Annotated in this window: 14 protein-coding genes; 2 read left to right on the forward strand and 12 right to left on the reverse strand. The window is 56.8% G+C overall.

Translation table 11 applies throughout. The features are described from left to right. Window positions 1-4: 4 nt before the first annotated feature. On the reverse strand, window positions 5-1,324 hold the full coding sequence (gene hslU, locus BLW66_RS07915; protein ID WP_089946580.1) for an ATP-dependent protease ATPase subunit HslU: 1,320 nt from the start codon (window positions 1,322-1,324) through the stop codon (window positions 5-7). Between the two features lie 158 nt (window positions 1,325-1,482). Here hslU and BLW66_RS07920 point away from each other — a divergent pair, with 158 nt between their 5' ends. Beyond that, entirely contained in the window at window positions 1,483-1,866 is a 384-nt protein-coding gene (locus tag BLW66_RS07920) for a DM13 domain-containing protein (RefSeq protein ID WP_089946581.1), read from the forward strand. On the opposite strand, the gene BLW66_RS07925 is transcribed toward BLW66_RS07920, so the two are convergent. The 6 genes from BLW66_RS07925 to rimP form a co-directional block, all read right to left on the reverse strand. Beyond that, entirely contained in the window at window positions 1,867-2,952 is a 1,086-nt protein-coding gene (locus BLW66_RS07925) for a hypothetical protein (RefSeq protein ID WP_089946582.1), read from the reverse strand. Continuing rightward, window positions 2,945-3,502 (reverse strand): ATP-dependent protease subunit HslV, encoded by a 558-nt coding sequence (gene hslV, locus BLW66_RS07930; protein ID WP_089946583.1) that lies wholly within the window; start codon window positions 3,500-3,502, stop codon window positions 2,945-2,947. The genes BLW66_RS07925 and hslV overlap by 8 nt, the downstream gene beginning before the upstream one ends. A gap of 120 nt (window positions 3,503-3,622) precedes the next feature. Then, complete coding sequence (gene infB, locus BLW66_RS07935) at window positions 3,623-6,121, reverse strand: translation initiation factor IF-2 (protein WP_089946584.1); 2,499 nt, start codon at window positions 6,119-6,121, stop codon at window positions 3,623-3,625. Continuing rightward, window positions 6,118-6,753 (reverse strand): RNA-binding protein, encoded by a 636-nt coding sequence (locus BLW66_RS07940; protein WP_089946585.1) that lies wholly within the window; start codon window positions 6,751-6,753, stop codon window positions 6,118-6,120. Before BLW66_RS07940 ends, infB begins: the two co-directional genes overlap by 4 nt. A gap of 23 nt (window positions 6,754-6,776) precedes the next feature. Beyond that, on the reverse strand, window positions 6,777-8,399 hold the full coding sequence (gene nusA, locus BLW66_RS07945; protein ID WP_089946586.1) for a transcription termination factor NusA: 1,623 nt from the start codon (window positions 8,397-8,399) through the stop codon (window positions 6,777-6,779). Next, complete coding sequence (rimP, locus tag BLW66_RS07950) at window positions 8,399-8,974, reverse strand: ribosome maturation factor RimP (protein WP_089946587.1); 576 nt, start codon at window positions 8,972-8,974, stop codon at window positions 8,399-8,401. Before rimP ends, nusA begins: the two co-directional genes overlap by 1 nt. 213 nt (window positions 8,975-9,187) lie before the next feature. On the opposite strand from rimP, the gene BLW66_RS18190 reads away from it, so the two are divergent. Continuing rightward, complete coding sequence (locus tag BLW66_RS18190) at window positions 9,188-9,322, forward strand: hypothetical protein (protein WP_280140668.1); 135 nt, start codon at window positions 9,188-9,190, stop codon at window positions 9,320-9,322. A gap of 53 nt (window positions 9,323-9,375) precedes the next feature. Here the strand turns inward: BLW66_RS18190 and BLW66_RS07955 are convergent, their stop codons facing one another. From BLW66_RS07955 to BLW66_RS07975, 5 genes are all read right to left on the reverse strand, one after another. Further along, the gene (locus BLW66_RS07955) at window positions 9,376-9,543 is read right to left on the reverse strand and encodes a YegP family protein (RefSeq protein ID WP_089946588.1); all 168 of its coding nucleotides are present in this window, start codon (window positions 9,541-9,543) and stop codon (window positions 9,376-9,378) included. Window positions 9,544-9,838: 295 nt separating this feature from the next. After that, complete coding sequence (locus BLW66_RS07960; protein WP_089946589.1) at window positions 9,839-11,383, reverse strand: ABC transporter substrate-binding protein; 1,545 nt, start codon at window positions 11,381-11,383, stop codon at window positions 9,839-9,841. A 77-nt stretch (window positions 11,384-11,460) separates the two neighbouring features. Next, on the reverse strand, window positions 11,461-13,107 hold the full coding sequence (locus BLW66_RS07965) for an ABC transporter ATP-binding protein (protein ID WP_089946590.1): 1,647 nt from the start codon (window positions 13,105-13,107) through the stop codon (window positions 11,461-11,463). Next, complete coding sequence (locus BLW66_RS07970; RefSeq protein ID WP_089946591.1) at window positions 13,104-14,303, reverse strand: ABC transporter permease; 1,200 nt, start codon at window positions 14,301-14,303, stop codon at window positions 13,104-13,106. Before BLW66_RS07970 ends, BLW66_RS07965 begins: the two co-directional genes overlap by 4 nt. Next, window positions 14,300-15,298: an ABC transporter permease gene (locus BLW66_RS07975; protein WP_089946592.1), complete on the reverse strand. Its 999-nt coding sequence runs from the start codon at window positions 15,296-15,298 to the stop codon at window positions 14,300-14,302. The genes BLW66_RS07970 and BLW66_RS07975 overlap by 4 nt, the downstream gene beginning before the upstream one ends. Window positions 15,299-15,319: the final 21 nt, after the last annotated feature.

Consider the following 15,319-nt stretch of genomic DNA (forward strand, 5'->3'; position numbering starts at 1 on the left):
TTGTCTACAACATGTACCTACTGAGATCCGCTGACTTGCTCAGCTCCCCTAGATGTTTACCGACAAAATCTGCATCTACAACAACTTCATCGCCCGCGCGGTCAGGGGCAGAGAAGCTAAGCTCCTCAAATACACGCTCCATAACCGTGTAAAGCCTGCGTGCGCCGATGTTCTCAACGGATTGGTTCACCTCCGCCGCAATCCGCGCCAAGGCGGCGATGCCGTCGTCTGTGAAGGTCACGGTGACCTCCTCGGTGCCCATCAATGCGGTGTATTGGCGGGTCAGCGCGTTGTCGGTTTCGGTCAGGATACGCACGAAGTCTTCTTCTGTCAGTGCGCGCAGCTCTACCCGAATTGGAAGGCGGCCCTGAAGCTCTGGCAGCAAATCCGAAGGCTTGGCGATGTGGAACGCACCTGACGCAATAAACAACACGTGGTCGGTCTTAACCGGCCCGTATTTGGTTGAAACCGTGGTGCCTTCGATTAGCGGCAGCAGGTCGCGCTGAACACCTTCGCGGCTGACGTCGGCACCACGCGCGTCGGCGCGCGCGCAGACTTTGTCGATCTCGTCCAGAAAAACGATACCGTTTTGCTCCACGGCCTCGATCGCATTTTCAGTTACTGTTTCTTGGTCCAACAGCTTGTCCGCCTCTTCCGCGACAAGGACGTCGTAGGAGTCCGCGACCTTCAGCTTACGCTTGGTGGTTTTACCGCCCATGGCCTTACCAAACAGGTCGCCAAGGTTCATCATGCCGGGGCCGCCACCCATTCCGGGCTGGCCAGGAACCTCGAACATCTGGAACGGGTTGCCGCCGCTGGCGTCTGCGATATCCAGTTCAATTTCTTTGTCGTCCAGCACGCCGTCGCGCAATTTCTTGCGGAACATCTCTCGCGTACCCTCGCGGGCGTCGGGGCCGGCCAAGGCGTCCAACACGCGTTCCTCTGCGGCCAGCTTTGCGGCGGCGGTAACGTCTTCGCGCATGTGTTCGCGGGTGGTGATGATCGCGGCGTCGACCAAATCGCGCACGATTTGCTCAACATCGCGCCCCACATAGCCAACTTCGGTGAACTTGGTGGCCTCTACCTTCAGGAACGGCGCGCGCGCCAGTTTGGCCAAACGGCGAGAGATTTCGGTTTTGCCGACGCCCGTTGGTCCGATCATCAAAATGTTCTTCGGATAAACTTCGTCACGCAGGTCATCGGCCAACTGCTTGCGCCGCCAACGGTTGCGTAAGGCCACGGCTACCGCGCGTTTGGCATCGTTCTGGCCAATGATAAAACGGTCCAGTTCAGAGACGATCTCGCGGGGGGTCAGGTCGGTCACGGTGCATCCTTTTAGCTTTGGGAACGTTGTAGACCTATGATCGAAGGCTCGCAACTTTAAGGGGGCTGTCACGACGGTTGACGTTTGCGTGTGAGGGCTTCCCGAATTGAAATTTTCGCCGAATACTCCTCCTATCACTTTAACCAAAGGAGCATCCCATGATTTCTCGAAGAGCTATCTTACGTGGCGCCGTCGCCGTATCCACTGTAGCCGCGCTTCCTGCGTTCGCGGGCGGTCACGGGAGAATTGGAAAATTCAAAGGCGCCAGCAACCACAAAACGACCGGACGTGCGGAGTTGGTGAAGTCCGGCTCTGGCGGCACTGTGGAGTTGATGGGCGATTTTACCTTCGATGGTGCCCCTGATCCGAAAGTGGCGCTGGGCAAAAATGGCTATGATCCAAAAACCTTGATGGGGCCGTTGAAGTCACTGAACGGCGCATCGTCTTACAAAATCCCTGCTGGCATTAACCCGGACGACTACAACGAAGTCTGGATTTGGTGCGAGAAGTTCAACGTGCCGCTGGGTGTCGCCAAGCTGTAACTATTCTGACACCGCCAGCCCGTCCTCGAAAGGCGGCAGGCGGTGTTTTCCAGGGAAGTCCGGTAATGCGCCCAGAAGCCATGCGCGTGTCTGGGTCCAGAACGCGCCGAGCGACGTCACAAACAGGCCAAGCACTAGCATTGTCAAAATAGGTGCCCACTGCGTGCCCGCCTCGTCGATGGCGCTGCCAAGAAGCAGTCCCATATAGATCAGGCCCGCTGTTAGAAAGCTGCGCCGGTCGATGATGATCGCAAGCAGTGTGAATAACGCAAGGACTAGGATTGCTAAGGCTGTGCCGACAGATCCCCCCATCTGATAGTTCGACATAACCAACGTATTAACCAACGCGGGTGCCGCGAGGATGTGGAGCCAGAAGGCCGATGCTGACTTTCGGCTAACGCGGTGAGGGTCCTGCAGGTCGAACCAAAGTGCGCCGAAAAAGGCGCAGACACCAAACACCAAAGTGCCAAGCGCCAAATGCGGCTGGCGGCGGAGGTCAAAGTAATCAGTTAAGTTTGCGTTGGCAGGCGCATTGCCCGGAAACAGGAATTCAACACCGCCGATGATGGTTATGATCCCGAACACACCCAGCGTGAACATGGCAAACGGCAATCTGAACACGCGGTAATAGGCCAACATGCCTACCATGCCGACAAGCCCGAGGATCACTGTCTTGAGTGGAGAGAATTGGCCGTAATCACCTATGATCGCCGCGACCACTGCCAGCCCAAGCGTTGATGCAAACGCAATGCAAAGCGCGATGGATGGCAGCGACATCCGCCTCTTTTTGGTAAAGTAAAACGCCAGCGCGACGGAGATCAGCATGGCAATAGCGGGGATCAAAGTCACCTGCCCGAAGATGGCGGTGAGCCCGATAAGGCCCGACATCAGCAAGCCTAGCCCCACGGTCACGAATATTTCGGCAAACCCTTTGAACAGCTCGAACGGCTCGTCGTCGCCAATCATGTTGGCGCGGTAGCCCTGGCGCTGATCCGACAGGATCATCAGCTTGCTGGCTTGGGCCTCATCCAAGACGCCTGAGGCGACAGCAGCGCGAAGGTCATCGCGGGATACGCCATCACTCATTTACGCTCTCCACAGTCAGATTGCCGTTGGTGTAGACGCAGATATCGGATGCGATTTTCATGGCGTCCCGTGCGATGGCTTCTGCATCCTTGTCCGTGTCCATCATGGCGCGCCCAGCGGCCAACGCAAAGTTCCCGCCGGAGCCGATTGCGGCGATGTCGTGTTCTGGCTCCAGTACGTCGCCAGCACCGGTGATAACGAACAGATCCTTGCCATCGGTGACGATTAGCATTGCTTCAAGGTTTTTCAGGTACTTGTCCGTGCGCCAATCCTTCGCCAGTTCCACCGCAGCGCGGGCCAACTGGCCGGGGACGGCTTCCAGCTTGCTTTCCAAGCGTTCCAACAGCGTAAAGGCGTCAGCGGTTGATCCAGCGAAGCCAGCGACGACATCCATACCACCGGGGGACAGGCGGCGAACTTTGCGCGCGGTGCCCTTCATGACGGTTTGGCCTACGGACACCTGCCCGTCACCTGCGATAACGACTTTGCCACCTTTGCGAACGCCGATGATCGTTGTGCCGTGCCAGCCGGGGAATTTGTCGTCGGACATGCTGCTCTCCTGTGTTTCTTGGAAACATATAGTCACGGAAGCGGATCGGCGCAAAGCATCTGACATGAAAAAGGCCCCGGCATTTCTGCGCGGGGCCTTTTCGAATTTATGTTGGCGAAATTATTCGAGGTTACGCTCGACTTCTTCACGCGTGAAGATTTCGATCACGTCATCCGCGCGGATGTCGTCATATGCCTCAAAGGCCATGCCGCATTCTTGACCGGACTGAACCTCTGCAACTTCGTCCTTGAAGCGCTTCAGTGTTTTCAGCGTGCCTTCGTGGATAACCACGTTGTCGCGGAGCAGACGCACACCAGCAGAGCGACGCGCCACGCCTTCGGTCACGATACAACCAGCAACTTTGCCGACGCCGGTAACCTTGAAGACCTCTTTGATCGCGGCGTAACCGATGAAGGTTTCCTTGATCTCTGCGGAAAGCAGGCCGGAGGCCGCTTTCTTCACGTCATCCACAAGGTCATAGATGACCGAGTAGTACCGGATTTCCACGCCCTTCTGGTTAGCCGTGTTACGTGCAGAGGCATTGGCCCGAACATTAAAGCCGAAGACAGGTGCGCCGGAGGCTTCCGCAAGGCCGATGTCGCTTTCTGTGATCGCGCCAACACCGGAGTGCAACACGCGAACGCGAACTTCGTCGTTGCCGATTTTCTCCATCGCTTGAACGATCGCTTCAGCGGAACCCTGAACGTCGGTCTTAACCAAGATTGGCATCTCGGTCAGGCTTTCGTCGTCCTTGGCTTTGGCCATCAGCTGCTCAAGGGTGGTCGCGGCGCCAGCGGCAGCGCGTTTGTCCTTAGCGGCTTTCTCGCGGTATTCAGCGATTTCACGCGCCTGAGCCTCTGTTTCGACCACGTTCAGAACGTCGCCGGCTTCTGGTGTACCGTTGAGGCCAAGAACCTCGACAGGGACAGATGGGCCAGCTTCGTCGATGCGGTTGCCTTGATCGTCGATCAGGGCGCGAACCTTACCGTATTGCTCACCAACAACGAAGATGTCGCCTTTGCGCAGGGTGCCGTTCTGAACCAGAACAGTCGCTACAGGACCACGGCCCACGTCAAGCTGCGCCTCGATCACAGCGCCAGAGGCGGCGCGATCTGGGTTGGCTTTCAGTTCCAGAATTTCCGACTGAAGCGCGATGGCTTCCAGCAGAGTGTCCAGGCCTTGGCCAGTCGTCGCGGAGACTTCAACGTCTTGTACGTCACCAGACATTTTCTCAACGATCACTTCATGTTGAAGCAGGTCGGTGCGGACTTTGTCGGGGTTGGCGTCGTGTTTGTCGACTTTGTTGATCGCAACAATCATCGGCACACCGGCTGCCTTGGCATGGTGAATTGCTTCGATTGTTTGCGGCATGACGGCGTCGTCAGCAGCTACAACCAGAACCACGATGTCGGTAACCTGAGCACCGCGGGCACGCATGGACGTAAACGCCGCGTGACCTGGTGTGTCGAGGAATGTCAGCAAGCTGCCGTCTTGGTCGACTTGATAGGCACCAATGTGCTGCGTGATGCCGCCAGCTTCGCCTGCAGTAACGCGGGCGTTGCGGATGGCGTCGAGCAACGAGGTTTTACCGTGGTCAACGTGGCCCATGATGGTGATCACTGGCGCGCGAGGCTGCAGGTCTTTTTCGTCGTCCAAGACTTCCGTGATGATGTCTTCAACATCGGAGTCAGATACGCGAACAACTTTGTGGCCGAACTCTTCGATGATCAGCTCTGCGGTGTCGGCGTCGATGGACTGCGTTTGTGTTGCCATGATGCCGTTGGTCATCAGCGCTTTCACAACGTCGGATACGCGTTCCGCCATGCGGTTGGCCAATTCGGACACAACGATGACTTCTGGCAACTTAACGTCACGCACGATTTTTTCGCGCTCAACAGAGCCGCCCATCGCCTTTTGACGGGCACGCTCTTGCTTACGCTTCATTGCGGCCATGGATTTGTGGCGACCGTCGCCGCCGCGAAGCGCTTGGTTCAACGTCAGCTTGCCAGAGCGGCGCGCGTCGTCGTTGCGGTTCTTGGCGTTCTTGTTGTCGCGGTCGTCACGATCGCGGCGTGCAGGTGTTGGCGCAGCTTTGCCGCCGCCACGTGGGCCGGATGGTGCCACGGCTGGTTCACCGGGGGCTGCTGCCGCAGGTGGCGCTGCCGCAGGTGCTGCGGCGCGGGCTTTGGCTTCTTCTGCTTCGCGAATTTTGCGTGCTTCTTCTTCAGCCTTGGCCTTCAGAGCGTTTTCGCGCTCTCTCTCCTCGTCGGCTTTCGCTTCTGCTTCGGCGCGGCGGCGTTCGCGACGGGCTTGTTGCTCCGCCTCTTCGCGTGCGCGGCGCTCAATGTCGGCTGCCTCTTGCTCTTTAGCAGCCTGAAGCGCCTTCATGCGGCGTTCCATTTCTGCGTCGGAGATGCCGGCAGGACGTTTGGAAGGATCACCCACCGAAGGGGATCCCGTAATGGATGGCTTCGCGCCACCGGGTTTAGGCACCACTACGCGCTTGCGTTTGGTTTCCACCACCACGTTCTTGGTGCGCCCGTGGCTGAAGCTTTGCTTCACGTTGCCGGGACGTGCGCCTTTAAGGCCAAGGGGTTTTTTACCGTCACTATCGCTCATGCGTCGTCTTTTCCTTTCGGGCGGGATTTTTTTCCGCCGCTATGTCCGCGGACACCTTTCAGCCTGATTCCCTCAGCTTTGATCTGTCTGCTGAGGCCACCTGCCGTTAAGGCGCCATGTATCACACTTTCCCGACCGAAAGCCAAACCCAATTCCTGAGAGGTCAAACAGCCAATAAATACGTCTTTTCCGGGGGGCGAATGAAGCTTCGATTTGCCTCGCTCGGACCCGTCACTTGCCTGCACCAAGAGCGTTGCGCGCTCATTCTCTAACAGGCTCTTTACCTTCTCGTAGCCAGTGACCGCCTGCCCCGCCTTACGCGCGAGCGAGATTAGATCAACCAACCGACGTGCCAGCAACTTTTCCGTTTGCTCAAACAGTCCGTCTGGCACGCTCACTTGCTCTTTGGCAGAGCGCGAGAACGCTTTTGTTTTGATCGCCTTTTGCAAGGCGTCCTTGTCGGCGCTCACCCAAATGCCACGGCCTGGCAATTTGTTGCGAACGTCTGGTACGGCCTGACCTTCCGGCCCAACCACAAAACGGATCATCAAAGCTGGGTCGTGCAGCTCTCCCGTAGCGATACAACGTCGCTCCGGGCCGTTTTGCTCTTTTTCCTGACCGCCGCGGCTCATGCCGGGATCCCTGAGGCCTGAGATCAGGCCTCAGCCTCCGCAGCTTCTTCCGCAACATCGTCAGACTCTTCGTCTTCGGACGCCAGTTCGGCGGGGTCTACCCAACCAAGCTGGATACGGGCGGTCATAACCATTTTCTGCGCTTCCTCAAGCGACACGTCGAAGGGCTCCAGAACGCCGTCATCCTTTGAACGCTCGCCATTTACTGTGGTCCAGCCACCGGCCAGCTCCCAGTCAGCGCAGGTTGCAAAGTCTTCCAGCGTTTTCACGTCGTCCTTCGCCAGTGCTTCCACCATTTGTGGTGTCAGGCCGTCGAATTCAATGAGGCTGTCTTCTGCACCCAGTTCACGCGCTGTTTCCAACGCCTTCTTCGCAGCAGCTTCCAGATAGTCACGGGCACGGGCCTGCAACTCGGATGCGGTGTCGTTGTCAACACCATCGATGACCAGCAGTTCGTCAACTTCGACGTAGGCCACTTCTTCCAAAGAGGTGAAGCCTTCGGACACAAGCAATTGCGCGAAGAATTCATCAAGGTCCAGCGTGTCCATGAACAGCTTGGTGCGGACTTCGAATTCAGCCTGACGGCGCGCAGATTCTTCTGCTTCTGTCATGATGTCGATGTCGAGGCCGGTCAGCTGCGACGCAAGGCGCACGTTTTGGCCACGACGACCAATTGCCAAGGACAACTGCTCTTCCGGAACGACAACCTCGATACGTTCTGCTTCTTCGTCCAGAACCACTTTGGTGACTTCAGCAGGCTGAAGCGCGTTCACCAAGAATGTCGGCTGGTCTTCGTTCCATGGGATGATGTCGATCTTCTCGCCTTGCAGCTCGTTCACAACGGCCTGAACACGCGAACCACGCATACCAACGCAGGCGCCGACAGGGTCGATGGAGCTGTCGTTAGAGATAACAGCGATCTTCGCGCGCGAACCCGGATCACGGGCCACGGCTTTGATCTGGATGATGCCATCATAGATTTCCGGCACTTCCATTTTGAACAGCTCTGCCATGAATTGCGGATCGGTGCGCGACAGGAAGACCTGCGGGCCACGCACTTCGCGGCGCACGTCTTTGATGTAGACGCGGATGCGGTCGTTCGGGCGGTAGCTTTCGCGGCCGATTTTCTCGTTACGGCGCAAAATCGCTTCGCCACGACCGATGTCGACGATGACGTTGCCGTACTCTTCGCGTTTGACCTGACCGTTGATGATCGTGCCGGCGCGGTCTTTGAATTCTTCGTACTGGCTGTCACGTTCCGCTTCGCGGACTTTCTGCAAGATGACCTGCTTTGCGGATTGAGCGGCGATGCGGCCCATTTCCACTGGCGGTACTTCGTCAACGATCGTGTCGCCGACTTTCGGGTCATCAAGGTAGTCCTTGGCGTCTTCGACGTTCAATTCGGCGCGGTCGTTTTCGATCATGTCGTCTTCGACAACAGTGCGCACGCGGGTGAATGTCGCCTTACCGGTTTTGCGGTCGATGGAAACGCGGATGTCCAGCTCAGCGCCGTAGCGTGATTTGGCAGCGCGAGCGAGGGATTCTTCCATCGCTTCGACGACCAGTTCTGGGTCGATCATCTTCTCGCGGGCCACGGCCTCTGCTGTTTGCAACAGCTCGAGTTGGTTGGCTGAAGTAATTGCCATTAGTCGTCTCCTTCACCATCGACGATTTGTTGAACTTCGTCGAATTGGGTTTCGTCAATTTCGCCCGCGTCTTTGCGGTTTTTAAGTACGTCGCGGATCAGCTCGTCAGTCAGGACAAGTTTCGCGTCAGTGAGCCATTCAAATTTCAGCCCGATCGTGCCTTCTTCGATGGTGATCAGAACTTCGTCACCTTCAGTGCCCGCCAGTTGCCCCTTGAAGCGGCGGCGGCCGTCGATCAATTCTTCGGTTTCGATCTTTGCTTCGTAGCCGTTCCACATGTCAAAATCTTTAAGACGCGTTAACGGGCGATCAATCCCAGGGCTGGACACTTCTAGGGTGTATTCGCCCGACACCGGGTCTTCGACGTCGAAGATGGCTGACAAGGCGGTCGAAATCTTGGCGCAGTCATCAACTTCGATGCCGCCCTCAGGCTTTTCGGCCATCACTTGCACGATGTCGGTCTTGCCGGTGAGCAAACGCATCCGCACGAGTTCATAACCCAGATCCTCGATAACGGGTTGGGCGATCTCGGCCAGACGGCGGTCGATGGCGGCTTTGGCGATTAGGTCAGACATAGTATCCTTTGAGGCACAAAAAAACGGGCGCGCGGCCCGTTGATGTTTCCCGGTGGGCGCTGGGGGTGGAAACCAGCGCGCCGCTGTTGAGGGGGATATAGGGTAAGACGACTGAGTCTGCAAGTTTTGTTTCCGTGGGGGCCGCAAACCGGTCTAAAAACCGCCCCAATCCGAAATTAACCCTTTCTTCAGGTAGTTTAACTGGAGAAGAAAATGGATATTAGCAATTTGGGTGTTTTGGCCTCTGTCAGCGGCGGCGCGTTCTTATGTGGTGTGGCTGTAATGTACGTCGTCATGAACCGCACTTGGAAGAAGCGTGACGCCGAGCGCGCAGCACCAACAGCCTAATCAACGAAAAACGCCCCGCCAATTGGACGGGGCGTTTCTCACTAAATAAGCAACTATTCGTAAACAGGCGCTGATGACGAGCCTTTTACAAGTGATATGCCATTTAAGCAGTCGGATTTATTCCGATAGCCTTCAGCAGAATCTGCAACAATGCGGCCGTTAGAAGCTTTGAGATTCCAACGCCAGTCACCAATCGTATCTTTATAGATATAGTAGTTCATTATGCTGTCCTTGAACAAGATTGTCTTCAGAATGTCGAATGACACTTGACGGAGTCCAACATGCGTGAAAATCTCACGTTGTCTGATAAAGACTTCCGTCGGTCACCGACGGTTTAGGCGCTCTGGACCACGAATCCATGAGCGCCTTATTGATTCCATACCTAACTAACTGAGTCGACTCATTTTTGTATGGGCTGCCACAATTTGTTGTAAGTTGCATGCTGAAATGAACAATATAATGTAAAAACGCCCCGCCAATTGGACGGGGCGTTTCTCTATCTTTAATTGGCGGGGCTTACGCGAACCACCAACGCTCCATAAAGCGGGAGCTGTCCATCTGGAACACGTTACCTGTGGTGCCAGAGTTCGTCAGTTTGGACGAATGCGCGTCAACGTAGTTGGCGTACATCGGAACCACTGTGCCGCCCTCTTGGGACATGATCATCTGCATCTCGTGGTACTGCTCACGACGCTTGGCGGAGTCGAGTTCCGCACGGGCAGCCAGCAGCAATTCTTGGAAGCGGGCGTTTTCCCAGCCAGTATCGTTCCAAGGAACGCCGGTTTCATAGGCGCTGGAGAACATCCAATCCTCAGTCGCACGGCCAGACCAGTAGCACGCACACCACGACTTTTTCAGCCATACGTTGGACCAGTAGCCATCATCCGGCTCTTGAACCACGTTGATGTTGATGCCAGCAGATTTGGCAGATGCTTGGTATAGCTGAGCCGCATCAACCGCGCCCGAGAACGCAGCGTTCGCAGCGGAGAGGTCAACGTCCAAGCTGTCTAGGCCAGCCTCTTTCAGGTAGAACTTGGCCTTGTCCGGATCGTAGGAGTTTTGCTCCAGATCGTCCGCGTAGTACTGGTTTGCAGGCCCGATCGGGTGGTCGTTTGCAACCTTACCGTGGCCTTGCAGGATCTTATCGACCAGCTCTTCACGGTTTACACCGTGCTTCAACGCTTTGCGCACGTTCAGGTCGTCGAACGGGCCAGTGCCTGTTTGCATCGGGAAGGTGAAGTGCTGGTTGCCCGTCACTTCCATGATCGTGACCATCGGGTTGGCCTTCAACAGCGCTTCTGTTTTCACATCAACACGGTTAACGGCATCAACTTGGCCAGTCATCAACGCGTTCATCCGCGCAGAGGAGTCGTTGATCGCGATGACTTCAACTTCGTCGAAGTGGCCCGCAGCGTCACCTTTGTAGTGGTCCGCATAGCGCTTACCGACAAAACGAACACCTGGGTCGAAGGATTCGACTTGGTACAATCCTGTGCCGATGCCCTTGGCGATGGCTTCATCGACTTGGCCAGCTGGGAACATCAGGATGTGGTAATCCGACAGCAGGAACGGGAAGTCGGCGTTGCCAGCAGCCAGCGTCATTTCGATTTCGTGGTCGTTGATCTTCTTCATCTCGGAGATCGCGGAAACGATTGGTTTGGCGGCGGACTTGGCCCCTTCGGCAGTGTGCATGCCCAGCGACTCGATCACGTCGTCGGCGCCGAACGCTTTGCCGTTGTGGAACGTCACGCCCTGACGCAGTTTGAAAGTCCAAACTTTGGCGTCGGCAGAGGCTTCCCAGCTTTCCGCGAGCTCACCCTTGAGCTGACCGTCAGCGCCAATTTCCGTCAGGCAATCAAACACGGCGCCGTGGGCGCACATGATCATGAAGCTGTCAGAGTGCGTGCGGCCATCCCAGCTGTCGGATGTGTTGGCCCCAGCGATACCAAGGCGAAGGCGGCCGCCTTTCTTGGCCTGTGCGCGGAGGGGCAGGCCGGTCGCGGATAGAACGCCAGCGGCTACGCCCGTCTTTAGTAGGCTGCGTCTTGAAATTTGTGACATGAGTGTCTCCCAGTTGATTATTTATAGAAGCGGTTGTTCCGCATTTTTATCGGCCCCTTTCGGTGGGGCGATTCGTGTTACATCTTATCAGCAGCTGCGTCGCCGATGTTATCAACTCCGCGTTCCTGCAGAAGATTGGTAAGCCAGTCCGGATCCATTTCAGGCACGGAGCTAAGCAAAAGATCGGTGTAGGGGTGGTGCGGGGGTTTGAACATTTCCTTCTTCGGACCCTGCTCAACGACCTTGCCTTCTTTCATCACAACCACCTCATCCGCGATGGAGCGCACGGTGGCCAGATCGTGGGTGATGAACATATAGCTCAGCCCCAATTCGTCCTGCAGTTTGGCGAGCAGGCGCAAGATCCCTTCCGCCACAAGCTGGTCTAGGGCTGATGTCACCTCGTCGCAGATAATGAACTTCGGCTCTGCTGCAAGCGCGCGGGCAATACCGATGCGTTGCTTCTGGCCGCCGGATAACTCCGATGGCAGGCGGTTGAAGTACTCGGTCGGTTCCAGCTCAATCTCAGCCAGCAATTCCTCAACCCGTTTGCGCTTCTCGCGGCCGGTCAGCCCCATGTAGAATTCAACGGGCCGCCCGATCGTTTCCCCGATGCTTTTGCGCGGGTTAAGGGCGGTGTCGGCCATCTGATAGATCATTTGCGCTTGGCGAAGCTGGCTCTTGTCGCGTTGCTTGTAACTTAACGGCAGTTGCTGGCCGTCAAACTCCACGTGCCCGATCCGTGGCGGCAAAAGCCCCGTGATGCAGCGCGCAGCCGTTGACTTACCTGAACCGGATTCTCCAACCACGGCAACCGTGCGACCCGCATGAATGTCAAAGCTGACGTCGTGCAGCACATCGACGGTGCCATAGGCTGCTGTGACATTGCGCACGCTGACAACGGGCGTTGCGCTGGTGTTGATCGCGGGTTTCGCGGGGCGCTCGAAGCTGCGTACCGCCCACAGCGACTTGGTGTACTCTTCCTGTGGCGCCGACAGCATCGTGTGCGTGTCGGCCTCCTCGACTTCGTCGCCTTTGAGCAGCACTTTGATCTTATCAGCCATCTGGGCCACGACGGCCAAATCATGGGTGATGTAGATCGCGGCGGTGTCGAACTGCTCCACGATATCGCGGATGGAGGCGAGCACCTCAATCTGTGTCGTCACGTCGAGCGCCGTCGTCGGCTCGTCAAAGATGATCAGGTCCGGACGGCAAGCCATGGCCATGGCTGTCATGGCACGTTGAAGCTGCCCGCCGGACACTTGGTGCGGGTAGCGGAAGCCGATTTCTTCAGGATCTGGCAGACGAAGACGGCGATATAGCTCTATGCCGTCGAGTTCACTTTCTGCGCGGCTAGAGACACCGTGCTGAACGGGGCCTTCGGTGTGCTGGTCGATAAGCTTATGCGCTGGGTTGAAGCTGGCGGCGGCGGACTGCGCGACGTAAGCGATGCGCTTACCAAGCAACGCGCGCTTGGTTGAGGCGGAGGCCGTGACAAGATCGACGCCATCGAATTCTACAGAGCCATTGCTTATTCGTACACCATCGCGGGTATACCCCATGGAGGCGAGGCCAACCGTGGATTTGCCTGCGCCAGACTCCCCGATCATACCAAGGACTTCGCCGCGTTTCAGGTCGACATCAATGCCGTTGATAATCGGGTTCCATGTCTCATCCGACCGGCCTTCGATCTTCAGGTCACGGATTTTTAGCAGCAGATCGCTCATTCTTTTAGCCCCGACGATTTATGAAGCATCCAGTCGACGACGAAGTTCACGGCCACAGTGAGTAGCGCGATGGCGCCGGCGGCCAAGAGCGGTGTGACGGCAACGTTCGGTGCGAAAGCCGCGAAGTTGATAAATTGCGATAGATCCCGAACCATAGTGCCCCAGTCAGCCTTGGGCGGCTGAATACCCACACCAAGGAAGCTGAGGGACGCAATCGTCAGGAAGACAAAGCAAAAGCGAAGGCCGAATTCGGCTAACAGTGGTGCAAGCGCGTTTGGCAGGATTTCACGGAAAATCAGGTATCCCATGCCTTCGCCGCGCAGTTTCGCAGCCTCGATATAATCCATCACCACGATGCTTTGCCCCACTGCGCGTGATAGGCGGAAGACCCGCGTGCTGTCGATCACGGCGATGATGAAGATCATGTACACGGTAACCAGCCACGCCTCACTTCCGGCCCATGCCGTGGCGATTGTCATTAACAGCAGCGAGAAAATCAAAGAAGGGATGGCCATCAGCGCGTCGACCATGCGCGACAGCAACTGGTCCAGCCAGCCGCCCAACACCGCAGCCAGAAATCCGAGCGTGCCGCCTAACAGGAATGCGAGGCAAGTGGTGACAAACGCGATGCCGACTGTGTTCTGCGCCCCGTAAATCAGGCGGCTTAAAATGTCTCGCCCGATTTGGTCAGTACCTAGCGGGAATTCGGGGTTACCACCCAAGGCAGGGTTGCCGCCCGCAACGACATTGGCAGAGCCTAGAATTTCTTCCTGACCATAGGGGGCGATGAAGCCCGCGAAGATTGACACGAACGCGTAGGCGATAATGATCATAATGCCGAAGGCCGCAGTCAACGGCATCGAGCGGAACAACTTCTTGCTGCCCTCCGACCCGACATTGCGAAACACCGTGCGAAACAGCCAAGACGCTGCCGCGAAGCCGAGCAGGCCGATCACCGCCCAACGGAAGAAGATCACCCCAGGTTGCGGGATGTCGTTCACTGCCTGCGGTTGGAAGAAGTACCAAACGCTGAACAGCAGCGCGGCGGCAGCAAACACATAGCCGAACGCCACGCCAAGAGGCATATCGCGAAAGTAGGGCTTGTTGCCCGTCAGCTTTTGCGCGGCGAAGCGAAATGCCCACCCAAGGGCGAGCAGCAGTAGTACCCCACCTACAATCCAAATTAATGCGTTCATTTGGGATGCCTCAGGCGTGGGTTGGAAATAATGGACAAGATATCCGCCGTCAGGTTGAGGAGGATGTAGACCGCAGCAAAGATCAGGCAGCAGGCCTGCACCACGGGGATGTCGCGAATTTTAACACTATCCACGAACAGTTGGCCGATGCCCGGATAGACGAAAACGACCTCCACCACGACAACACCGGTGACCAGATACGCAAGGTTCAGCGCAACAACGGTGATGATCGGCGCAAGCGCGTTCGGTAGTGCGTGCTTCACGATCACACGCATTGGCGACAGACCTTTTAGCCGTGCCATCTCGATATAGGGCGACGCCAGAAGGTTGATAATCGCGGCCCGTGTCATGCGCATCATCTGCGCGGTGACGGCCAAGGTGAGCGTGAGCGCGGGGAGCATGGTTTTGTTCAACCGGTCGCTGAACTCCATTCCGGGGAAGATGTTCGACAGCGACGGGAACACTGGGTTCAGCACGGCAAGGAACAGGATCAGGATGTAGGCTAGGAAGAACTCGGGGCTGGAAATTGCTGACAGGGTCGTGACGTTCATCGCCTTGTCAAACGCAGTGTTGCGGTAAAGCGCAGTCAAAATGCCAAGCGTAACCGCTAGCGGCACCGAAATGGCGGCACTCACGCCCGCAAGAAACAACGTGTTTTTCAGGCGCGGGACGATCTGCTCAAAAACGGTGATAACGTCGCCACCAGTGCTTGATCCGGTGAAGGATTGGAACAATGCCTGTGACATAGGAACACCAAGATCGCCTTGGATCGCGGCAACCAGCCATTTCAGGTATCTGGTGACAGGGCCTTCATTCAGGCCGAGCTGTTCCCTGATTGCGGCCACGGATTCAGGCGTTGCCCCTTGTCCAAGGATGGATTGGGCAAAATCTCCAGGAAGCGCATTGACGGCGACAAAGATGATTATGGAAACGGCGAAAAGCGTTGCGATCCCGAGCAACAGTCTTTGAAGGATGATCTTTGCGAGTCCGGCCACTGGCGTTTTTTACATCCCAAT

Origin of the sequence: Litoreibacter albidus (genome assembly GCF_900107015.1) — a bacterium.
GTDB lineage: Bacteria > Pseudomonadota > Alphaproteobacteria > Rhodobacterales > Rhodobacteraceae > Litoreibacter > Litoreibacter albidus.